General features: G+C 40.5%; 25 protein-coding genes. 14 read left to right on the forward strand and 11 right to left on the reverse strand.

The annotated features are described in order from the left end of the window. From O6P32_RS12660 to O6P32_RS12695, 8 genes are all read left to right on the forward strand, one after another. A partial coding sequence (locus O6P32_RS12660; protein ID WP_269878883.1) for a hypothetical protein occupies window positions 1-1,005 on the forward strand: 1,005 nt, incomplete at its 5' end. A gap of 8 nt (window positions 1,006-1,013) precedes the next feature. After that, the gene (gene dcd, locus O6P32_RS12665; protein ID WP_269878884.1) at window positions 1,014-1,634 is read left to right on the forward strand and encodes a dCTP deaminase; all 621 of its coding nucleotides are present in this window, start codon (window positions 1,014-1,016) and stop codon (window positions 1,632-1,634) included. A gap of 345 nt (window positions 1,635-1,979) precedes the next feature. Further along, window positions 1,980-2,384, forward strand: a complete 405-nt coding sequence (locus tag O6P32_RS12670) for a hypothetical protein (protein ID WP_269878887.1) — start codon at window positions 1,980-1,982, stop codon at window positions 2,382-2,384. After that, window positions 2,384-2,878 carry a phage holin family protein gene (locus O6P32_RS12675; RefSeq protein ID WP_269878888.1) on the forward strand — a complete coding sequence of 165 codons (495 nt, stop codon included), beginning with the start codon at window positions 2,384-2,386 and terminating at the stop codon, window positions 2,876-2,878. The genes O6P32_RS12670 and O6P32_RS12675 overlap by 1 nt, the downstream gene beginning before the upstream one ends. Then, window positions 2,875-3,366, forward strand: a complete 492-nt coding sequence (locus O6P32_RS12680) for an N-acetylmuramoyl-L-alanine amidase (RefSeq protein WP_269878889.1) — start codon at window positions 2,875-2,877, stop codon at window positions 3,364-3,366. The genes O6P32_RS12675 and O6P32_RS12680 overlap by 4 nt, the downstream gene beginning before the upstream one ends. Continuing rightward, window positions 3,363-3,827 carry a DUF6808 domain-containing protein gene (locus O6P32_RS12685; protein ID WP_269878890.1) on the forward strand — a complete coding sequence of 155 codons (465 nt, stop codon included), beginning with the start codon at window positions 3,363-3,365 and terminating at the stop codon, window positions 3,825-3,827. The genes O6P32_RS12680 and O6P32_RS12685 overlap by 4 nt, the downstream gene beginning before the upstream one ends. Window positions 3,828-3,911: 84 nt before the next feature. Continuing rightward, window positions 3,912-4,205 (forward strand): hypothetical protein, encoded by a 294-nt coding sequence (locus tag O6P32_RS12690; protein ID WP_269878892.1) that lies wholly within the window; start codon window positions 3,912-3,914, stop codon window positions 4,203-4,205. Between the two features lie 324 nt (window positions 4,206-4,529). Further along, a complete protein-coding gene (locus O6P32_RS12695) occupies window positions 4,530-4,721 on the forward strand; it encodes a hypothetical protein (RefSeq protein WP_269878894.1) in 192 nt (63 codons plus the stop codon). Between the two features lie 252 nt (window positions 4,722-4,973). Here the strand turns inward: O6P32_RS12695 and O6P32_RS12700 are convergent, their stop codons facing one another. From O6P32_RS12700 to O6P32_RS12710, 3 genes are read right to left on the reverse strand one after another with little or no spacing between them, the layout of a single operon-like run. Beyond that, on the reverse strand, window positions 4,974-6,137 hold the full coding sequence (locus tag O6P32_RS12700; RefSeq protein WP_269878895.1) for a DUF3843 family protein: 1,164 nt from the start codon (window positions 6,135-6,137) through the stop codon (window positions 4,974-4,976). A 10-nt stretch (window positions 6,138-6,147) separates the two neighbouring features. Further along, window positions 6,148-7,323 carry an MFS transporter gene (locus O6P32_RS12705; protein ID WP_269878896.1) on the reverse strand — a complete coding sequence of 392 codons (1,176 nt, stop codon included), beginning with the start codon at window positions 7,321-7,323 and terminating at the stop codon, window positions 6,148-6,150. A gap of 15 nt (window positions 7,324-7,338) precedes the next feature. Then, entirely contained in the window at window positions 7,339-7,989 is a 651-nt protein-coding gene (locus O6P32_RS12710; protein ID WP_178266255.1) for a hypothetical protein, read from the reverse strand. Between the two features lie 170 nt (window positions 7,990-8,159). Here O6P32_RS12710 and O6P32_RS12715 point away from each other — a divergent pair, with 170 nt between their 5' ends. From O6P32_RS12715 to O6P32_RS12725, 3 genes are read left to right on the forward strand one after another with little or no spacing between them, the layout of a single operon-like run. Beyond that, window positions 8,160-8,717, forward strand: a complete 558-nt coding sequence (locus tag O6P32_RS12715; RefSeq protein ID WP_178266228.1) for a DUF4251 domain-containing protein — start codon at window positions 8,160-8,162, stop codon at window positions 8,715-8,717. 27 nt (window positions 8,718-8,744) lie between these two features. Continuing rightward, complete coding sequence (locus O6P32_RS12720; RefSeq protein ID WP_178266227.1) at window positions 8,745-9,377, forward strand: DUF4136 domain-containing protein; 633 nt, start codon at window positions 8,745-8,747, stop codon at window positions 9,375-9,377. Window positions 9,378-9,391: 14 nt separating this feature from the next. Further along, window positions 9,392-10,024: an outer membrane beta-barrel protein gene (locus O6P32_RS12725; protein WP_269878898.1), complete on the forward strand. Its 633-nt coding sequence runs from the start codon at window positions 9,392-9,394 to the stop codon at window positions 10,022-10,024. Window positions 10,025-10,125: 101 nt separating this feature from the next. Here O6P32_RS12725 and O6P32_RS12730 read toward each other — a convergent pair whose 3' ends face one another. Further along, window positions 10,126-10,521: a DUF1573 domain-containing protein gene (locus O6P32_RS12730; protein WP_178266225.1), complete on the reverse strand. Its 396-nt coding sequence runs from the start codon at window positions 10,519-10,521 to the stop codon at window positions 10,126-10,128. An 82-nt stretch (window positions 10,522-10,603) separates the two neighbouring features. Continuing rightward, window positions 10,604-12,820 (reverse strand): RelA/SpoT family protein, encoded by a 2,217-nt coding sequence (locus tag O6P32_RS12735; RefSeq protein ID WP_178266224.1) that lies wholly within the window; start codon window positions 12,818-12,820, stop codon window positions 10,604-10,606. A gap of 134 nt (window positions 12,821-12,954) precedes the next feature. Between O6P32_RS12735 and O6P32_RS12740 the strand changes: the two genes are divergently transcribed. Continuing rightward, on the forward strand, window positions 12,955-14,475 hold the full coding sequence (locus O6P32_RS12740) for a DUF4301 family protein (protein ID WP_178266223.1): 1,521 nt from the start codon (window positions 12,955-12,957) through the stop codon (window positions 14,473-14,475). Window positions 14,476-14,746: 271 nt separating this feature from the next. Here O6P32_RS12740 and hisB read toward each other — a convergent pair whose 3' ends face one another. From hisB to O6P32_RS12770, 6 genes are all read right to left on the reverse strand, one after another. Next, on the reverse strand, window positions 14,747-15,871 hold the full coding sequence (hisB, locus tag O6P32_RS12745; protein ID WP_269878900.1) for a bifunctional histidinol-phosphatase/imidazoleglycerol-phosphate dehydratase HisB: 1,125 nt from the start codon (window positions 15,869-15,871) through the stop codon (window positions 14,747-14,749). Beyond that, window positions 15,868-16,920, reverse strand: coding sequence for a histidinol-phosphate transaminase (gene hisC, locus O6P32_RS12750; protein ID WP_269878901.1), 1,053 nt, complete (start codon window positions 16,918-16,920; stop codon window positions 15,868-15,870). The genes hisB and hisC overlap by 4 nt, the downstream gene beginning before the upstream one ends. 9 nt (window positions 16,921-16,929) lie before the next feature. Continuing rightward, window positions 16,930-18,204, reverse strand: a complete 1,275-nt coding sequence (gene hisD / locus O6P32_RS12755; protein WP_269878902.1) for a histidinol dehydrogenase — start codon at window positions 18,202-18,204, stop codon at window positions 16,930-16,932. A 19-nt stretch (window positions 18,205-18,223) separates the two neighbouring features. Continuing rightward, a complete protein-coding gene (gene hisG, locus O6P32_RS12760; protein ID WP_178266219.1) occupies window positions 18,224-19,075 on the reverse strand; it encodes an ATP phosphoribosyltransferase in 852 nt (283 codons plus the stop codon). 285 nt (window positions 19,076-19,360) lie between these two features. After that, window positions 19,361-19,858 (reverse strand): PaaI family thioesterase, encoded by a 498-nt coding sequence (locus O6P32_RS12765; protein ID WP_178266218.1) that lies wholly within the window; start codon window positions 19,856-19,858, stop codon window positions 19,361-19,363. 12 nt (window positions 19,859-19,870) lie between these two features. Next, window positions 19,871-20,170 carry a Dabb family protein gene (locus O6P32_RS12770; RefSeq protein ID WP_269878903.1) on the reverse strand — a complete coding sequence of 100 codons (300 nt, stop codon included), beginning with the start codon at window positions 20,168-20,170 and terminating at the stop codon, window positions 19,871-19,873. 72 nt (window positions 20,171-20,242) lie between these two features. Here O6P32_RS12770 and udk point away from each other — a divergent pair, with 72 nt between their 5' ends. Continuing rightward, window positions 20,243-20,854, forward strand: a complete 612-nt coding sequence (gene udk, locus O6P32_RS12775; protein ID WP_178266216.1) for a uridine kinase — start codon at window positions 20,243-20,245, stop codon at window positions 20,852-20,854. After that, a complete protein-coding gene (locus O6P32_RS12780) occupies window positions 20,851-22,221 on the forward strand; it encodes an MltF family protein (protein WP_269878905.1) in 1,371 nt (456 codons plus the stop codon). Before udk ends, O6P32_RS12780 begins: the two co-directional genes overlap by 4 nt. Window positions 22,222-22,350: the final 129 nt, after the last annotated feature.

Here is a 22,350-nt window from a genome sequence, read left to right on the forward strand (position 1 = left end):
GGTAAGTTATTTTCAGATGTGATTGAGAAATACGATTTCTCACTCCCAGTAGATTTAGTATTCTGTAGAGAAGTTATGAATTTTTTCTCAAGCAGTATAAATCTTCTTGATAACAATACTATCAATGTTGTTCCTCATGAAATGATTGAATGTCTAGATGCTGCTTTGAAGGATTGGATTGATGATTATAACAAATATATTATTGTTACTACAGATGGCGAATACTGTTTTTATTTATTAGATGATTCTATTGATATCACATATAAGAATATTAAGAATCTATATAATATTGATTTTTCCTATAAATTAGTAAACGTACAATTACCAAAGTATTTGCTGAGAGATTATTTAACGAATGTTGTCTTATATCATGAATTAGGCCATTTTGTAGATAATCATTATAAGTTGACAGGAACAATACTTCCGGAAATTATAAAACAACCTAAAGATGATTTAATCAACACCTATTTCCCTTATATTGATCCTGCGGAAGATATTCATTTATATGAGAAATATATTGAGAATCATTTATGTGAATATTTTGCAGATTTATTTGCATCTCAATATGTGGGTAGTCATTGTTGTAATTTTTTAGATTATCTTGCACATGAGCGCCCTAAAAATCTATTTTCAGGTTCACACCCCAGTCTTTTTTATCGTAAAAAAATAGTGAACGACTTTCTTAATGGTGTTTCAAATCCGGTATTATATATAATTAAGAAAACTGTTCATACTGTAACCAGAAAGGACCTCAACATAAGATTTACAAATTTATCTCCTGATGATTTTTATAACTTAGTGCCTACAAATATAACTGATGAAAAGGAACTTCATTCATTATTTAAATTAGGATGGGATGTTTATTTAGATGGAGGTGATCGTTTTAAAGTTGCTAATGCGATGTCATATACTCCTTCTCAAAGTGAGGTTTATAATATAGTAAATAACTTAATTGAAAAGTCCATCAATAATTTTCTGATTGTAGATAGTTGGAATAAACATTAAAATAGATTATGTATCTTTCAAAAGAAAAAATCATCGAATGTCTTGATGATAATAGTTTAATTATCAGACCATTGTTAGATAAAAATACTCAAGTAAATAATATATCTGTTGATTTAAGGTTGGGATGTGATTTTTTGGTTTCTATTCAAGGTAGAGATTCTTTAATTGATGCTTCCTACGAAAATGGAAAACATGGCAATATAAATAATTTTTTTCAGGAAACAAGAAGACAGTTAGGTGATACTTTTATATTACACCCAGGGCAGACAGTTCTTGCTGTTAGTTTGGAATATTTAAAGATACCAAAGAATGTGTTGGGGATTATTAGCTTGAGGAGTTCTTATGCAAGATTGGGGTTAAGCATATCATCTTCTTTGGAACCTGGATATTGTGGATGCATTTCTTTGGAACTTACCAATGGTAGTAAAAATCCTATCAAACTAACAGTTGGTGTATGCTTATTGCAAATAAGGTTTGCTCAAGTTACCAATAATCAGGAATATTATTCTAGAAAGCGTAAGTATTTGTGCCAGGTTAGACCACAAGTATCAAACTTATATTCAGATAATGACCTGCAAAAACTGAAGAGTATAAGTGATGACAATAATAATAGAGGAGTAACTGTGTAAATTATTTTGATATAAGGTGAGCTCCTTTTTTATTGTACTAGATTTGGTCTAAAAATAGCACCGCATAAGACTGAATGCGAGATAAAAGCCCCTCTTGGACGAGTCCAGTTGGGGCTTTCTTGCTACTGAAATGAGTAATTTGTATAATTAGATTCTACTGACAGCTCTTGTCAGTCAATTTGAAACATTATATTCTTTATTCGGTTTTATCTTGTTTACCTTCGCTGAAAAGCCTTGGTAAATGAGTAGATTTGTGTGTGAAATAATAGTTACGCCCATGAGCGTGTTCCATTAAGTTGGGATGCGTTCATGGGCATTTTTTGTTTAATCAAAAACCTTAGCAAAATGAAAAGATTGGTTTTCATGTGTGCAGCACTGTTGATGTGCGTAGTGAGTGTTTTCGCGGCTGATGCCGCAGGTGTTGAATCTCCCATTACCCCGGAATTCTTAACCGGATTTGCCAGCTTTACCGGCTTAGTTACCGTTGTGGTGCCGACGGTGGTTGGTTTCATTGCTTCAAAGCTGTCCAATCCGATGAACAAATGGGTGTCGATGTGGGTGACTGCTGTAGTCGGTGTAGTTGTAACCTTCTTCAGTTGGTGGATGAATCTTGGTTTTCCTCCGTCAGACGCAAGTATCTGGATTGTGTTAATTGATGCTCTTTTTGTTGCTTTAGCATCTACTGGTATCGTGTCGGTTGTAACAAGCGAATGGCTGGCCAAGTTGTTCGGTGGTAAGGTTAAGGAGTAATGCAGAATCTAATTACCATAATAGCCCCGCAGCTTCTGGTTGCCGGGGCTTACTCCTTTATTGGAGAGATAAAAGGGGTAGTGTTCGAGCTTCGCTGGATGCTTGCTTTCATTGTCGTGATGATCGTAGCGGATTTTGTTCTGGGTATCATCGACAGCGTGGTCAAGAGGGGAGAGGACTTCCGGTTTAGCAGGGCTGGCCGCCGGACGGTGTGTAAGTTCATCGAGTACAATTCTTACCTTGTTGTTGGATTCATGTTAGGTATTGCAATCCTTCAGCCTGTTGGTATCTGTTCTTATACAATCAGCTCCATATGCGGGTTAGGGTTGGCGTTCCTGTTTGAGTTTGACAGCATTGCCGATCACATTTGCGCCATCCACGGTATTAAGAACAAGGTGAGTATAAAGCGGCTGCTGGTTGGGTATATCAAGAAGAAATATAATACGGCTGGTGAGATTATTGAAGAAATAACAAAAGAGGAGGATAAGAAATGAATAAGATAGATTCAATCGTAGTCCATTGCTCTGCTACACGTGCAGGGCAGGACATCGGAAAAAAGGAAATCACACAGATGCACCTGCAGAGAGGGTTCAGCACGATTGGCTATAATTATGTTATCCGATTGGATGGTACCGTAGAGGTTGGCCGTTCACTCACCATTGACGGGGCTCATTGTAATTCTAAGGGATTTTCCGGAGTATCGTACAATAAGCATAGTATCGGTATCTGCTACGTGGGCGGGCTTGATGAAAACGGAAAGGCTGCTGATACTCGGACACCGCAGCAGAAGGAAGCGATAGCTAAACTGATTAAAGAATTGTGTTCAAAGTACCAGATTGTCGAGGTATTGGGCCATCGTGATACATCGTCGGATCTTGATGGTGATGGAATTGTGGAACCAAATGAGTGGACGAAGATGTGCCCATGCTTCGATGTGCGTTCAGAGTATCCGTTTATCCCCGAAATTGTCGTGAAGCCATGAAGTATCTGCCTTACATATTAATTGCTGCACTGGTCTTCTGTTTAGGCTGGTGCAGCCGTTCACCTACACCTCACACTGCTGGGAAGACTGATACCATTACATCGGTTCATGTGGTTACAAAAGTCGATGTAGATACACAGTATATTTTGTTTCCGGTTCTCTTTCTTGCATGGGTAGACAATACGGATACTATCTATACAAGTGATAGCTGCTGGCATCTGCGTGAATATAGGGAATATAAGGATAGCAATTATTATGCGAAGATTTCTGGTGTCGCTCCTCGATTGGACGAAATAAGGGTATATCCTAAAACAGTGTATGAGACACAGTATATCTACAGAGACATATACCACAAGCAGAAACGCTGGGGGCTTGGTTTGTCAGCAGGATATGGTATTGGACGAAAAGGTTTGTCTCCAGTATTGGCCATAACGGTAAATTATAATTTATTCTATTGGTAATTAGTTAAAAAATGTTTGGCTAATTTATGCACTAAAGCATATATTACTTACATTTGTACCAAGTACAACTTAAATAAAAATACTATGGCTAATTTTAAAGATTTGGAGATTATTGAACATTCACAAGAAACTGAAATTGTGAATTGTAATATTTTGGGTGTAAAAGTCGCGACTAATGGATATTGTGGTGGAGATTCTGGGCATGGTTCAAGAACCTATTTCAAATTAGAAGATTTGGCATCAACTGATATTAATATTCGTTTACTTAAGGATAAAAAAGGAGTAGAAATGATGTTGGGGGGAGATGCAGAATTGGAAACCTTTATACAGGCTTTAAGGTGGGCAGCCGATAATTTGGAAGAAATGGCAAAAAAATAAAATATCTAATACAAATGGTTATCTTTGTAATGTAGAGATTTTTGCATTATTAATAGCAGAAAAGCCCCAACCGGACAAATATCTGGAAGGGGCTTTTGTTTTCCCGGATAAATTCCCCATCTTTGTAATGCGTTACATATTTGGAGCGGAAAAGGGTAGACCTTGACCGTTAGGCATCGGACAACTTAATGTGGCCCGATGCTTCTTCATATACGGTTCCGTCCCGTGTTGTATGCTTAATGGCTACACTGTACCCTTTTCCAGGATATGTAACGCAACGGGTAGCGGGACCGTTTCTTTTTCCTAGCTGTAAAACCTAAAGCCATGGGGAAGTACACAATCAGCAAGAGATTTATTAGTTATGGCCATTACGAGCTGATGATAACGGATAATGAAGGTAATAGTCGGTCTATTATAACAGGTAATGTCGATTTGGTTACTCGTCTTTTTTCGGAATGGGAAGAGGAGAGAGAAGAAGCGGAAAAAGAATTGGTAGATTTGCTTGAAAAACCTTAAAATGAGTGATTGTTTTACAATAGTTTTACATTGAATTTTTGTTTTGTGTTTAATCTATTGTATTTCAATTAAATATTTTGATTAGGTTCGTACTATAACGTGATGGGGCTTCCGGTACAGCGCTTGTATAAGGAACTGAAAGAGTTATAGTCCGTTTTAATGAGATTATATATAAAAGGATTCTGTAATCTTCTTGTAAGGAAAATTGCAGAATCCTTTTTTATATGTCCTGATTGTTCTTTCAGTATCTTTTTAGTCTCCTCGATAATAATACAGGAGAGAATGACGGGCTATGAAGTCGGCATTACGCTGTACCAATTCCTGTTCGCCATACACCGGCAACTGAGCATCTGGAATGAGCTGATGCTCGATGCAATAAGACAGTAAGTCGGGCGGACAGACTGTTTCTTCGGTGAGCAGGCGGAAAGCGTGTTTTTGAGCCTCTTCTTTATTGTATAGCTTGTTGGCGCTGTCTGCAATGTATTCGCAAATGTCTTTGGCCAGCAGAATACCTTTTTCCGGATTACTCATCAAAATAAAGTTCCGGTGGTTTTTCATTTGTGGCAGTGTATGTTCATCATCGTCTGCCCATCCCAATATTTGGGTAAGGAAATGACGTAATTCGCTGTATCCGTTGAGATAGGCAATATGCTTACCGTTGTTTCCACTGGTAAAACGCTGGTAGGTGCTGGCATTCTTCTCTTTTGTTTTCAGTGGAATAACCGGTTCGGGAGTGTACAGTCCTTTGATTTGTTTCCACGAAGCATTCTTGCTCAGTAAATCCATCCATTCGTGCAAGAACAGTGCCAATGGTCCGGTAGGTATAATGAATCGGTCCTTGGGAGTAACTCGTTCGATATAAGGCTGCATGGATGGTTCAGTCAGATAGGTATGTCCGAATAGCCAGGTCAGTTTCCGGTCGGCATCCTTCTCATCTTTGAAATCTTGGAAATAGTTTTCCAGTACATCGTTTTCGGGAGCTTCTTCGTATGCCTTACATAAAATTTGATAGAATGATTGGGACAGGCGATGAATCCGCTCGTCGTTAGGGTTGATATAACTGTGAGGGTAGAGTGCCTTCTGCCATGTATTCCATATAATAAAGCGAATATCTTCTTCGTTTACTTCCTCATCTATATAGTCGGTGGAAACCGCATAAAAAGGTAATGCAGTATGATAAAGACGACGATGTTCTTGGCGGAAGCTGTTCCATAAACCAAGATTGGAAATAATGTCTTCCAGATAGGCAGCCGTATATGTACAGAGCTTTTTCCGGAAATGAACCGGGAGTTCTTCCGGGATAGAAACAGTATATAACTGGTTGGACAAATCGATAAAGTATTTGTCTGAGGGCTGCTGACTTGTATAGGGGTGTATAGATAGCCAGTCTTTAGGATAAATAGCAGATTGATTCATAAAATGGAACTTAATGTTTGGTAAAAAGAGTGATGAGCATGGAGCAGGCGGCCATGCAGATACCTACTCCTGTTACACCGGCCCATTCAAAACTGTGCCAGAAAGTTCCGGCAAGGAATGTTCCCAACGATCCACCTAAAAAGTAAGTGGTCATGAAAATTGTATTCATTCGGTTGGATGCATGAGGAGCCAGAGAAAGTGCACAAGTCTGATTGCTTAATTGCACACACTGCATACCAATGTCAATCAAAATAATACCGGCAATGATTCCGATATAGCTGTTTTGAAATACATATAGTATAATCCATGATAGAATCATGATGGAACATCCGATGTAGTTTAATTTTCTCACGCCCAATATGCGGACATATTTACCTACCAGTGAAGCGGTCATGGCTCCTGCTATACCACATAACCCTAACATACCGATGATGTTGTTTCCTGCGTAAAACGGTTCACCGCTCATCTTGAAGGCAAGACAGGCCCATAAAGACAGAAAGCATCCGAAACATAGTCCGGCGCGGGCAGAAACCATACGCAATGTAGCATTGTCTTTGATGAAAGAGAAAACAGATTTCATCAGTCCCCAATAAGTTCCTTTATAGTTGACGGGCATATTAGGAAGGGTACGTATAACGACAAGAATACTGAGCAGCATTAAAATGGCTGCAATATAATACATGGTTCTCCATCCCCAATATTCTCCTACTATACCGCTGACGACTCGTGAACCTAAAATTCCGGTCAGTAGTCCGCTTACCAATATACCGATATTCTGTGATTTCTTTTCTGGTTGGGAGAATTGTGCGGCAATGGGGATAAAGATTTGTGGCATTACCGAACAGATTCCGGTAATCAAAGATACTGCCAAGGTAAAGTATATGTGACTGGATATGGCAAATCCGAACATGGATAGAGCCAATAGCAGAAAGTTTGTTACAATGATATGTTTCCGTTTGTACAAGTCACCTAAAGGAATAATGAACAGCAATCCCAGTGCATAACCTATTTGCGTAACCATAGGGATAAGGTTGGCGGTAAACTCGGATACGTTTAAGTCTTCACTAATCCGATTTAGTAGTGGTTGGTTGTAATACAGATTAGCTACGGATATACCGGAAATGATGGCTAAAGTCCATAATAAAGAGGACGGAATACCTTTGTTGTCTTCTAATGTTAGTTTCATGGTTGCAAAGGTATATTATTTTGTAGTTTCAGGCTCTATGGGGACTGTATTTTCTTTTTTATATGCAGCAAATCCTTTGATTTTTACACGCTCTTTTTGGGTCTCTTCATTTATTGCAGCTGAGCTTAATTGGTTCATATTGTCTTTTACGGCATTGTGTGTATCGAAAAACGAATCCAATAGCATTTTCATGTGTTCTTCCAATTCTCCTTCATTGGGAGAGAAGAAGGTATGACATCGAGAGTGCAGGCCTATAGTCTTTTCGTCTTCATCGGCCATATAGACTGTAGTAATAAGAGAGTTTATATTGGTTAGATTAATGATTTCTTTTAGGAATGGCAGTGCCTCATTATCTGTACTGATGGAGCCCCACCATGGGTTCCATATCATGATGAACCGGTTTTCCGGTTCGGTTGCAATGTAAAAGTCTTCACCTTGGTATTTGAAACAGATATGTCCTTCAGAATTGATTTCCGGTTGGCATCCTATTTTTTTCAATACACTGAGAACAAGGTCTTGAGTTGAGATATCGTCGAGTTCGTTTTTTGTCATTCGTTCGATATGTTCCAGTTTTCTTTTGCGTTCATTCAAAAAGTGGAGAATGAATAAAGCGATGGGCCACATAGCCAATGCAATGACGGCTATAAGCATGGTTATATCTGAAATGCTGTTCATATAGATAAAAGTTTAAGGTTTCTTACTATTGAATATCTAAATATAAAAAGAAAAGAGATAACATGTGTCTTTTATGATGCTTTTATACTTTTTTAAATGAGTTTCATGCAGCGAAATTCTCTTTTCGTTGTTTTATAGATGAACATTAAAAAATGGAGATTATGAAACGGATTTTATTTTTCATGGTAGTAGCCCTGATCTCAATGAGAGGGTATACTCAAATACAGACTCCGGAGCAAGAATTGACTCGGGAACAAAAGAAAGAATTGCAGGCACGCTTAGACAGTCTTATGTTCTGTGAGGCAGAACAAGCTATTAATCAGAAGGCTTTTACATTGGAAGCAGACCGTGTAGTTTTTAAATATGGCCAGACTGCTTACGTGTCTTCGAATACTAATTTTGTTTCTGTAAACGGTGATGAAGCTGTGGTACAGGTTGCTTTCAATATTCCGGTAAGCGGCCCCAATGGTATTGGAGGAGTAACGGTAGAAGGTAAGCTTACCAACTATGAAGTGAAAAAAGACAAGAAGAATAATATTCGAGTGTCTATGAATGTGATGGGTACTGGAATTTCTGCTCGTATAGACATTTTCTTACCTAATGGAGGAAATAATGCTTCAGTAGACATTACACCGAATTTTAATTCAAATAGACTTTCTTTGTCAGGTGCATTATTGCCTATAGAAAAGAGTAATGTGTATAAAGGACGCTCGTTTTAGTATAAAACAAGAAAATTGTTGAGACTTATGAAAAAAATGTTATTATTGGCTTGTATGACATTGGGGATGATGTCATGCGAGAAAGATCCAGATTTTGGACAAATGGATGCCAACTTGGTTGTATATACAGATCACGACAACAATGTGGATTTTGGCAAATATCAGACTTATTTTCTGCCAGATAGTATATTGGAAATAGGTGGATATAAAGCAACTTATTGGAAAGACGAGAATGCAATGCAGCTTATTTCCAAAGTAGAACAGTATATGAATGAGAGAGGGTATACACGTCTGACAGAACCAGAACAAAAAGAAGACGCAAATATTGGTTTACAGTTGTCGTATCTTGCTCAATCTACTCAGATTGTAACAGGTGGCTATTGGAATGGCTGGTGGAACTGGGGATTCTGGGGAGACTGGTGGGGAGGATGGTATTATCCGTATCCTGTATCTTATTCATATGATACCAATGCATTGATCATAGAGATGGTTGATTTGACATCAAAAGAGGAAGGGGGTGAAAATAAACAGCTTCCTGTTGTATGGTATGCCAGTGCATCGGGCTATAGTTATGGCAATGGAAAAACCAATCTGTTGTTTTTGTTGGATGGTGTAGATCAGGCTTTTGCTCAGTCGGATTATATTACACGTAACAATTAAGGGGAGGATATAATATGAAGACAAATAAATTGTTTCGAAAAGTAGCAATAGTAGCCTGTGCATTATCGTTTTTTACCGTGCAGGCGCATGCACAATGGAATTCTGAGAAGTTGCATTTTACAGTAGACTGGCAGATGAATGCTCCGTTAGGTACTGATTTTGCAGAGAAAATAAGTGGTTGGGGAATGAACTTTGAGGCAGCTTATGAGGTACTTCCCAGATGGGAGGTTGGAGTATTTGCCAATTTTCATACTAATCATAAATATGTAGGTCGACAAACATTAGCTTTGTCTCCTACAGAATCGCTTACTACAGATCAGCAGCGTTCTGCCTATCAGCTTCCTTTTGGTGTTACTACATCATATAATCTGTATGAGGGTTCACATGTAAAGCCTTATGTCGGGATGAAGCTTGGAACAATGTTCGCCCGCAACACCACATATTACGGTGATAGTGGGCTGTATGATGAGGCTTGGGGATTTTATGTATCTCCAGAGGTCGGTTTGAAAATCTATCCTCGGGCAGACAGACGTTTTGGCTTCCATGTAGCAGGTTTTTACAACTATGCCACCAATCATACTCAAACCCTATTGGGAGATATAGACGGACAGAGTGATGTAGGATTCCGTCTGGGTATTCTTTTCTGATGTGATTTTTTAGACATATAACACTTTATAGAAAGAGAGAAAGAAGAAAGGCCAATCAGGTAGTGATACCGGATTGGCCTTGTTTTATGGCATGATTAAATTTATTTATTTTCTTTAGGCATCATGTCACCTTCGATATAAAGGCGAGTGATTTCTTTTTTTCCGTTTGTACGAATTGTAATTGTTTTGCGGAAATGTCCCGGGAATTTTCCTGTTCCATCGTAAGTTACAGTAATTTCACCACTTTCTCCTGGTTTAAGTGGCTCTTTGGGATATCGTGGTACTGTACATCCACATGAAGCTATGGCTTGATGAATGACTAAAGGACCGTCTCCTGTGTTCTTAAATTGGAATTTACATGTTACTTTCGGACTGTTTTCAGAAAAAGTTCCAAAGTTGTGTGTAGTCTTGTCGAATGTAATCTCCGCAGTACCTTGTGCCAGTACAATCAAGATACTTGATACTAAAAATAAGGTTGTAAGAAAAATCTTTTTCATTTTTATTCATTATTAAAAAACGTCTAAAAATACTGCTTTTGTTTGTATTATCAGGCGATTCGTTTGTTTTTTAACATTTTAATTATCCTCTACTTATCTGTTTTACACCTTTTACTGTTTTAATTTTCTTTATCAGTGCTTCCAGCTTAGAGGTATCATCTACCATGACAGTCAGCATTCCTGAAAACAATCCGTCGTGTGAATCAATACTGATGGAGCGCAACAGAATACTGTTTTCTTTGTTTATGATAGAAGTGATATTGGTCACGATTCCTATATCATCATGTCCTACAATTCTCAGCGTAATAGGATATTGCTTGCCGGTACTTTTGCCTGCCCAGCGTGCGCGTACGATGCGGTAAGGAAAGCGTGCTTTCATTTCCTTTGCATTGGGGCAGTCGCAGCGGTGTATTTTGATACCTCCGGAAATGGTTACAAATCCAAACACTTCATCTCCGTAAATAGGATTGCAGCATCGTGCCAGATTAAAGTCTATTCCCTTCAGATTCTGGTCGATTACCAGCACATCATCTTTATAATAGTCTTTTCCTTCTGTACTTTGCTGTATGTTGAAGTTCTCGGCACTTCTGTAGATAATTTCATCCCGCTGTTCATTTTCTTTACGCTGCAGTTCAAGATATTTGTCAATGACTTCGTTGATGTCCATCGTTTCGCTGGCAATACTTTGATAGAAGTCGGTGACCGTCTTGAAGCCCAATTTACGAATCAGCCTCATCAATACCGCTTCATCATATTCCAGTTTGCGGTTTTTGAATTTACGCTCCAATGTCTCTTTGGCAAATTGAGTTTGCTTTGCTGCTATTTCTTTCAGTGCCTGACGTATTTTTGTACGGGCTTTCGACGTAGTAACAAAGTTCAGCCAGTCTTGTTTGGGAGTCTGGGTATTCGAAGTCATGATTTCCACCTGGTCGCCACTGTTCAGTGTCTGACGCAGTTGGGCATTCTTGCCGTTTACCCGTGCACCGATACACCGGCATCCCAAGTTGGAATGGATGGTAAATGCAAAATCCAGAATGGTAGCTCCTTGCGGTAACTTATACAAATCACCTTTAGGAGTAAATACAAAGACCTCGTCCTTGTACAAATCCAGCTTAAACTGGTCCATTGCTTCCATGTCACTGTCTGCATTCTCCAGTGTTTCGCGGATAGAATTCAGCCATTCATCCAGTCCGGTTTCTCCCTTTATTCCTTTATATCTCCAGTGAGCTGCCAGACCTTTCTCTGCTATTTCATCCATACGCTCGGTACGTATCTGTACTTCTACCCATTTTCCTTCCGGACCCATTACTGTGATATGAAGAGATTCGTATCCGTTGCTTTTGGGCACAGAAAGCCAGTCGCGCAAACGTTTGGGGTTAGGCAGATACATATCGGTTACAATGGAATAAGCCTGCCAGCATTCCTGTTTTTCTTTTTCAAGAGGAGAGTCAAGGATGATACGTATGGCGAAGAGGTCGTACACATTTTCGAAAGGACAGTTCTGTTTCTTCATCTTCTGATAGATGGAGTGAATAGATTTGGTACGTCCTTTCATATGAAACTTCAGTCCGGCTTCTTCCAGTTTCTTTTGTATAGGTTGGATAAAAGTTTCAATGTAGCGGTCTCGTGCAGCCTTGGTTGCATTTAATTTATCCTTGATATGGTAATAAATATCGTGCTGGGTATATTTCAGCGATAAATCTTCCAGTTCCGATTTCAGTTTATACAAGCCCAGTTTATGAGCCAATGGAGCGTAAAGATAAGCAGCTTCATTGGACACCTGCAGACGAGCTTCCTCGTTGTCACTGTCTTTAATCTGTCGCATTAAGTTGACACGGTCGGCTATCATAATCAGAATAACCCGCATATCTTCAGCAAAAGAAAGCAGCAGATTACGGAAATTTTCCGATTCTATGGTAGGGCTTTTGGCATAAAGTTCATTGATTTTTACCAGGCCATGTATGATACCGGCTACATCTTCTCCGTATTTCTGCCGTACAGATTCCAATGTGCATAGATTATACTTTACAGACTCGTGTAGCATGATGCCAATGATGGAAGCCCGGCGCATACCAATTTCTTCAGCTACAATTACGGCTGTCTGCATATCTTTGATAATCGGATTCATGCCGAATGCATTGCGTGGAATGTTTCCTTCCGACATGACTTTTATAAGATGTGTTTTTAGATGTTTACAGTCATCTTTTTGAAGAGTATCTCCCGATAGTTGCAGAAGTTTTTTGTATAGTGTAAATAGCTGTTTATACTCTTTAGGATTAAAAAAATCTTGCTTTTCCATGACATGCATTCATTTCGTTGTGGGTAAAGATAGTTTTTTTCTTTCTCTTTTTGATAATCTTGCAGGTTTTTTTATACATTTGGGCAAAGTTATTAGGATAGACCGTTTATATTAACTTATTAAATTTATCATATATGTTAACACACGAAGACAAGGAATTATTAGCAAAAAAGGGGATTTCAGAACAGCAGATTGCTGAACAGTTGGCTTGTTTTGAAAAAGGCTTTCCTTATTTAAAATTGGCTGGAGCAGCCTCGGTGGAAAACAGGGGAATTATGATTGCTGATGCAGACGAACAGAAAAAATATCTGGCTGCATGGGATGCGTATAAAGATACTGATAAAAAGGTCGTGAAGTTTGTTCCGGCTTCGGGAGCAGCCAGCCGTATGTTCAAAAACCTGTTTGAATTTTTAGGAGCAGACTATAGCGTACCTACTACTGATTTCGAGAAAAAATTCTTCGATCATATTCATAGCTTTGCTTTCTATAATGACTTGAATGCTGCTTGCTTGGACAATACCGGTAAAAATATCGATGCACTGGTTGCAGAACACAACTACAAGGCTGTTGTTTCTAATTTGCTCGAAGGTGCCGGCTTGAATTATGGAGCGTTACCTAAAGGACTTCTTAAATTCCATCGTTATGCGAATGGCGTTCGCACTCCGTTGGAAGAACATTTGGTTGAGGGAGCGTTGTATGCAGCTGGTAAAACCGGACAGGTAAATGTACATTTTACCGTTTCTACCGAACACAAGGCTTTGTTCAGCCAGCTGGTTGAAGAAAAAGTGGCAGAATATGCCAAGAAGTATGGAGTAAGCTTCAATGTAAGTTTCTCTGAACAGAAACCGAGCACAGATACATTGGCTGCCGATATGGAAAACAAACCTTTCCGCGATAATGGCAAACTGGTATTCCGTCCGGGTGGTCATGGTGCATTGATTGAAAACCTGAACGATCTGGATGCGGATATCGTATTCATTAAGAATATTGACAACGTAGTACCAGACAGACTGAAAGGGGATACAGTTACTTATAAGAAGTTGCTGGCCGGTGTATTGGTTACTTTGCAGCAGCAGGCTTTCCAGTATTTGAAGTTGCTGGATGGCGGACATTATAGCCACGATCAGTTGGAAACCATTATCCGTTTCGTACAGCAGCAGTTGCGTTGCAGAAAAGAAGATATTAAGGATTTGGAAGATGCCGACTTGGTAATCTATTTGCGTAAGAAACTGAATCGTCCGATGCGTGTATGTGGTATGGTGAAGAATGTAGGCGAACCGGGTGGTGGTCCGTTCTTGGCTTACAATCCTGATGGAACTGTTTCTTTGCAGATTTTGGAAAGCTCGCAGATTGACATGAAGGATCCGGAAAAGAAAGCTATGTTCGAACAGGGTACACACTTCAATCCGGTTGATTTGGTTTGTGCAATACGCGACTACAAAGGTAACAAATTCAATTTGCTGGATTATGTAGACAAAGCTACAGGATTCATCTCTTACAAGTCGAAGAATGGTAAAGACCTGAAAGCACTTGAGTTGCCAGGTTTGTGGAACGGTTCGATGAGCGACTGGAGCACTGTGTTTGTAGAAGTGCCTTTGAGTACTTTCAATCCGGTAAAAACTGTCAATGATTTGTTGCGTGAACAACATCAGTAAGTTTGATGGAATAGAATAAAACTTATTCTTAGATAGCAAAGGGTGTATTTCTCAATGAAAGAGAGAAATACACCCTTTTTTATGTGGTATGTGTATCGGATAAGTCGTTTAGGATATGGAATAATCCTTACATGATACCGCTTGTGTTTTGTATCCGACGACGTCGGCTGCACGGTCGGCGACGTCGGTTATAAAGCCAACGTTGCCGATTTTACAGCCGACGTCGTCGATTGCAGTACGTGATAACTCCTGCAACCTGCCGATTCTTGGATTACAGACTGCCTTTGCTGGAAGGTATTTCGTAGTGGTAAATGTCGCGGCGTACGGCAGCCCGTATGCTTCGGGCAAAGGCTTTGAAAATACCTTCTATCTTGTGATGTTCATTTTCACCTTTGGCTTGAATATGAAGGTTCATGTGGGCGGCATCACTCAGCGACTTGAAGAAATGAAGAAACATTTCCGTAGGCATTTCTCCTATTTTCTCGCGTTTGAATGTGGCATCCCATACCAGCCACGCCCGTCCTCCGAAGTCGAGAGCCACTTGGCACAGGCAGTCGTCCATTGGAAGGCAATAACCGTAGCGCTCTATTCCACGCTTGCTTCCCAAGGCTTTATAAAGACATTCGCCCAATACAATGGCAGTATCTTCGATGGTATGATGCTCGTCTACTTCCAGATCTCCTTGTGCTTGTATAGTGAGGTCGATTTTTCCATGTTTGGCTATCTGCTCCAGCATGTGGTCGAAGAATTTCAATCCCGTAGAAATGTTGCATTTTCCTTCACCGTCCAGATTCATCCGGATATAGATATCTGTTTCGTGTGTGGTACGCCGGACTTCTGCTGTACGTTCCTGTGCAAACAGATATTCGGCTATTTTATCCCAGTCGGTTGTGGCAAGTACGCAGACAGATTGTAGTTCGGGAGAAGTTAGCAGAGACTTGTCGTTTTGCAGCAAAATGGCTTTACATCCCAAGTTCAATGCCAATTCTACGTCGGTCGCACGGTCTCCGATGACAAAACTGTGAGCCAAGTCGTAGTCAGGATTATCCAGATACTGAGTCAGCATACCGGTGCGAGGCTTTCGGGTAGGAGCATTGTCTTCGGGAAAACTGCGGTCGATAAAGATTTGGTCGAACGTAATGCCTTCTTGTTCGAAAGTCTTCAATATAAAGTTGTGCACTGGATAAAAGGTGTCTTCCGGAAAAGAAGCCGTACCCAAGCCGTCCTGATTGGTGACCATGGCAAACTCGAAATCCATCTTCTGACGGATGAAATATAAATTGCGGAACACTTTGGGGTAGAACTCCAACTTATTGAAGGAGTCGAGCTGATAGTCGATAGGAGGTTCTATGACCAATGTTCCGTCTCGGTCGATGAATAATACTTGTTTTTTCATAATGCTTGAGAAGGGTGAAACTGTTTTAATGCTTCCAGCAGTGCGTCGTTTTCCGGGCGTGTACCAATGGTAATACGCAGGCAGTTGTGACACAGAGCGATGTGTGTACGGTTTCGGACGATGATGCCCTGTTGTACCAGATATTCATATATCTGTTTGGCATCGGTTACCTTTGCAAGGAAGAAGTTAGCTTCCGTTGGATAGATATGCAGGCAACAGTCCAAAGCAGAGAACTCGTCGATAAGCCGTTTCCGTTCTTCTAATAAAGATTTCACCCAACGCTGTACTTCGTAATGCTTCTGGCTCATTAATATAGCCTCATGCTGCGTCAGGCGGTTTACATTGTACGGATATTTTATCTTATTCAGAATCTGTATAATCTGTGGCGATGCGAATGCCATGCCTAAGCGTATGGCTGCACAGCCCCAGGCTTTGGAGAAAGTGTGTAGTACGATGAGGTTAGGGTGTTCGCTCAGTTCTTCAAGAAAAGAAGGCTGGTTGGCGAAATCGATATATGCTTCGTCGAGTACAACAATCCCTTGAAAGTCGGAGAGTAGAGAGTATATTTCTTTTCTGTTCAAGGTATTTCCGGTAGGATTGTTCGGCGAACAGAGAAAGATGAGTTTGGTATGTTCGTCGGATGCGGCAAGCAGGTCGGCTGCCTTGAACTGAAAGTCTTTGTCGAGCAGTACCTTTCGATACTCCACATCGTTTACATCGGCACATACCTGATACATTCCGTATGTAGGGTCGATAGCTACAACATTGTCGACTCCCGGACGGCAGAAAGCACGGAAAACGAGGTCGATAGCCTCATCACTTCCGTTCCCGAGAAAGATTTCCTCTGTTCTTACCTTCTTTACTGAAGCAATGATGCTTTTCAGTTCATGTTGCAAAGGGTCCGGATATCTGTTGTTGGGATGATTGTATGGATTTTCGTTAGCATCCAGAAAGACCGATGCTTCCGCTCCACTGTATTCGTCGCGGGCCGATGAATAAGGCTTGAGATTCCAAATATTGGGTCGTGTAAGTTCTTGTAAAGATTTCATAAGCTTGTGTTAAAGTAGTCTGACGGTAATTGCATTCTTATGTGCATCCAGGTGTTCGTTGGCGGCTAAAGTCTGGATGGCTGGTCCAATCTGTCTGATGCCTTCGCGTGTAATTTCCTGGAAAGTAATTTTGCGTATAAAGCTATCGAGACTGACGCCACTGTATGCTTTGGCATATCCGTTGGTAGGAAGAGTATGATTGGTTCCGGAGGCATAGTCGCCTGCACTTTCCGGTGAATAAGAACCCAAAAAGACCGAACCGGCATTGACTATTTGTCCGGCTACTTCCATGTAGTTTTCAGTCTCGATAATGAGGTGTTCCGGAGCGTATTCGTTGGTCATCCGTATTGCCTCCTGCATATCTTTTACCAGAATCAGCTTGCTGCTTTCCAAGGCCTTTTGAGCAATCTCTTTGCGGGGAAGTTCTTCCAGCTGGCGCACAACTTCGGCTTCCACCTGCTTGAGAAGCTCTTCGGATGTGGTTATCAGAATGGCCTGACTGTCTGTTCCGTGTTCTGCCTGAGAGAGTAGGTCGGAAGCCACAAATACAGGATTGGCGGTACCGTCGGCTAAAACAGCTACTTCAGAAGGTCCTGCCGGCATGTCGATAGCTACATCGTGCAAGGATACCTGCTGTTTGGCTACAGTTACATATTGATTCCCCGGTCCGAAAATCTTGTATACTTTAGGTACACTCTCTGTTCCATAAGCCATGGCTCCGATAGCTTGTACGCCTCCTATCTTATAGATGCGGCTTACTCCGGATACTTGGGCTGCATATAGGATAGCCGGGTGTACTTTTCCTTCACGGTTGGGTGGGGTGCATAGAATGATTTCCTTACACCCTGCAATCTGGGCCGGAGTGGCAAGCATCAGTACGGTAGAAAATAAAGGGGCGGTTCCTCCGGGAATATACAGACCTACTTTTTCAATGCCGACAGCCTTTTGCCAGCATGTTACTCCCGGTTGTGTGGTAATTTTCTTGGTTTCAAATTTTTGTGCAGCATGAAAGGTGGTAATGTTCCGGTGGGCCAGAAGAATAGCTGCTTTCAGCTCTTCGTCAACTTCTTTCTCAGCTTCTTCAAATTCGGACGAAGAAACTTGAAGTGTGCTCAGCTGTACCTTATCGAACAGTTCTTCGAATTTTAGTACGGCTTTGTCTCCTTCGTCTTTGATTTGCTTTAATATACTGGATACAGTTTCTTGTATGGCATCTGTTTTCAAGGCAGACCGTTTCAACAAACTGTTCCACTCGTTTTCTGCAGGATAGTATATCGTATTCATAGTAGTTTTCTTTTAACTTTTAAAGAACCATCTTTTCTATAGGCAATACCAGTATGCCTTGTGCGCCCAATGCTTTTAGTTTTCCGATGATTTCCCAGAAACATTTCTGGTCGAGTACGGTATGTATACTGCTCCATCCTTCGGTAGCCAGAGGCATAATGGTAGGACTTTTTATACCGGGCAATGCTTCTGTGATTTCTTTCAGACGGTCGTTGGGTACATTCATCAGAATGTATTTCTTGTCTTCAGCAGCTTTTACGGCACGGATTCTGAAGAGCAGTTCCTCGAGAATTTCTTTCTTTTCTTCGCTCAAGGCTTTATTCCCAATGAGCAAGGCTTCACTCTTCATTACCGTTTCTACTTCTTTAAGATTATTGCTTATCAGAGTTGAACCAGAACTGACGATATCGAAAATAGCATCGGCCAGATGAATACCCGGTGCAATCTCTACAGAACCGGTGATGAGGTGGATATCAGCTTCGATTTGCTGTTTGTCGAGGTATTGCTGGAGGATATATGGGTAGGAAGTGGCGATTTTCTTTCCGTTGAACCATTGTACTCCGTTGTATTCTATTTCCTTAGGAATGGCTAAGGATAGTCTGCACTTGCTGAATCCTAACCGGTATATGATGTCAGCATCTTCGTTGCGTTCTATAAATTCGTTTTCTCCAACAATTCCCAGGTCGGCCACTCCACTGGCTACACATTGAGGAATGTCATCGTCTCTGAGGAACAATACTTCTATCGGGAAATTGGTAGACTGAGTCAGCAAGGTGCGTTTGGAAGTCGATAATTTGATATCTGCTTCGGCTAGTAAGGACATTGTATCTTCGAATAAGCGTCCTTTCGATTGTACTGCAATTCTAAGCATATTGTTTCTTTTTTAGAGGTTTGACGTTTTGAATAATAATAAAAAAGGCTTACCGGAATAAACGGCAAGCCTTTATATTGGACTACATAACTACACGACACCTCAGCCTACCGTTTTTATTTCGTTAGGATGATGATGGTGCAAGTATGTAGATGTAAATTTATTCATTTTACTTTGTTGTTTGTGGCAAATGTAAATTGTTTATTTGTAATCTCCAAAAGATTGATGTGAAAAAATATATTTTTCTTTCAATTTGTATATTGTTCCTTTTTGAGGCTTGCTTTTTTACTCATGGGTATGACAATCTTCTGTCTCTTCTTCTGTTCTGCAGCCGTGGAAGTGCATTTCCTTGATGGCCTTTTCTGCCGGATAGGCAAAGTAAGTACATACGGCGCTGGTACAGATTTCTCCTTCAGGATTGCAGATACAGGCATCAATGATGACAATATTACGTTTTTGTTCCCGAATAGAAGCACGTAATGTAAGTTTACCTCCCGTTGTATAGATTGGTTTCATGTATCGGGTTTCCATTTTCGAAGTGACTCCGGCTGTCTGTAACTTACGGATAATAACCCATCCACATATCTCGTCGAGCAGTGTGGCTTGTATGCCTCCATGCAGCGTATTGAACCATCCTTGATATTTGGCTTCGGGTTGCCAGAAGCTGATGATTTCATCGCCTTCTTCATAGAACTCCATCTGAAGTCCGGATTCATTTTGAGGAGCACACCCAAAGCAATAATATCCTTCTGTATCTTTCCAAGGGTTGATAATCTTTTTCATTACAATGTCGTTTTAAAATTCATAATCGGTGCATGCTCTGTCTTGTTTGGCATCTTTAAGGATGGCTGCAGCTGCCTGGTGGGCGGGATGTATGGCGTAGTTTTTTACATCTTCTAATGAGTCGAACTCACTTTCAAGACAGATATCCCATTTTTCGTCTGCATTTATATTGATGCCTACATATATTTTCCGGATAAAGGTAATGGTAGATGGAAGGGCTTCAATAGCCTCTTTAAAGCTTTTCATTACGTTCTGCTTTTCGTCTTGAGATAAATTTTCTTTCAGTTTGAATAAAACAATGTGCTTGACCATAGTTATTTATTTTATTAATTCTTGTATTTTTGTATTTAGACAAAGGTATAACTAATTATTGAATTTATAGATATGATTATTATCGGAATTGCAGGAGGAACAGGCTCCGGAAAAACAACAGTAGTGAAAAGCATTATCGAAAGCTTACCAAAGAATGAAGTGGTTATACTTCCTTTAGACTCTTATTATAAGGATAGTAGTCATGTGCCGGTAGAAGAAAGACAGAATATTAACTTTGACCATCCTAATGCTTTCGACTGGAAGTTGCTGTCCGAGCATGTAGCGGCTTTGCGCAAAGGAGAATCAATAGAACAGCCTGTGTATTCTTTCCTTACCTGTACCCGACAGCCGGAAACTATTCATCTGGAACCGCGGAAAGTTATTATTATTGAGGGGATTCTGGCTCTCAGTGATAAGAAACTTTGCGGACAAATGGATTTGAAGATATTTGTGGACGCAGATCCTGATGAACGTTTGATTCGTGTTATCCAGCGTGATGTGGTGGAACGGGGACGTACGGCTGAAGCGGTGATGGACCGTTATATGAAAGTGTTGAAACCCATGCATCAGGAGTTTATAGAACCGGCAAAAAGATATGCAGATTTGATCGTACCTCAAGGTGGACATAATAAGAAAGCTATAGAAATTCTGAAAATGTACATTGAAAGAATCGTTGAAAAATGAAATGGCTTTCGCTTGTTGCATTGATGACTTGCTTTGTGCTGTACGCTTGTCAGGGAGGGAAGCAGCAGGAAGAATGTAAGTTTGATTTGCCGCAAATCAAGGAGAGGGGAGAGTTGGTTGTTCTTACAACCAACAGTTCTACTTCTTATTTTAACTATCGGGGAGAACCGATGGGGTTTCAGTATGAACTGGCACTGCAGTTTGCTCATTCATTAGGAGTTAAACTGAAACTGAAAGTAATGAATTCCTCTGCGGAGATGATCAATAGTTTGCTGAGGGGAGATGGAGACCTGATAGCTTACAATCTTGCTATGACCAATTCGGGTAAAGACAGTTTGTTGTATTGCGGTGAGGAACATATTACCCATCAGGTAGTAGTACAGAGAAGAGGGAAAGAAGCATTGAAGGATGTGACTCAATTGGTGGATAAGGATATTTACGTGTATCCGGGTAAGTTTTATACGCGAATTGTCAATCTGAATAATGAACTTGGAGGAGGTATCCGTATTCATAAAGTGGAACCGGATAGTCTTTCGGAGGAAGATCTTATCACGTGGGTAGCAGAAGGGAAAATAGATTATACCATTGCTACCAATGATGTGGCCAAGATAAACCGTACTTATTATCAGAATCTGGATATCGGATTGGTAATTAGTTTTGATCAACGCTCTTCCTGGGCGGTAAGGAAAACTTCTCCGTTGTTGGCTGAGGCTGCCAATAAATGGCATCGGGAGCATGTGAATTCTCCGGAGTTTAAAGCAAGTGCCCGGCGTTATTTCGAACTGAATAAGCGGGTCTCACATGGAGCGATTCTGTCTGTAAAGGAAGGTAAGATTTCGTATTATGACGATTTGTTCAAGAAATATGCGACAACCATAGGGTGGGACTGGCGCCTGCTTGCAGCTTTGGCATATACGGAATCGAATTTTAATCCCGCTACTGTTTCTTGGGCTGGTGCATGTGGCCTGATGCAACTAATGCCAAAAACAGCAAGAGCGATGGGAGTACCGGCCGGCAAAGAGAATGATCCGGAAGAAAGTATCAAAGCAGCAGTGAAGTATATAAAGATATTACAGAATATGTTTGCCGAGGTTCCGGATGCATCAGAAAGAACAAAGTTTGTATTGGCCGCTTATAATGCGGGTAGTGGACATGTAACGGATGCAATGGCGCTTTCGGAGAAATATGGAAGGAATCATTATATTTGGGAACATAATGTAGCTCATTATATTTTGCTGAAAAGTCATGAAGAATATTATCAGGATCCTGTCTGTAGAAATGGCTACTTCCGTGGAACAGAAACGTATAATTTTGTGCGTGAAGTGACGGAACGTGCTGAGATATATAAGCAGAAAATTAAATATTAATAGGATTCTGATAGAGGTCAAGATTGCTTTAATGGAGGAAATAGTGAGAACGGGAAGGAACAGATTCTGTTTTTCTCGTTCTTTTTTATTGTATGGTAAGGAGATAGTCCGGATTTCATCTGATAGTTG

The organism is Phocaeicola acetigenes (genome assembly GCF_027529745.1).
GTDB lineage: Bacteria > Bacteroidota > Bacteroidia > Bacteroidales > Bacteroidaceae > Phocaeicola > Phocaeicola acetigenes.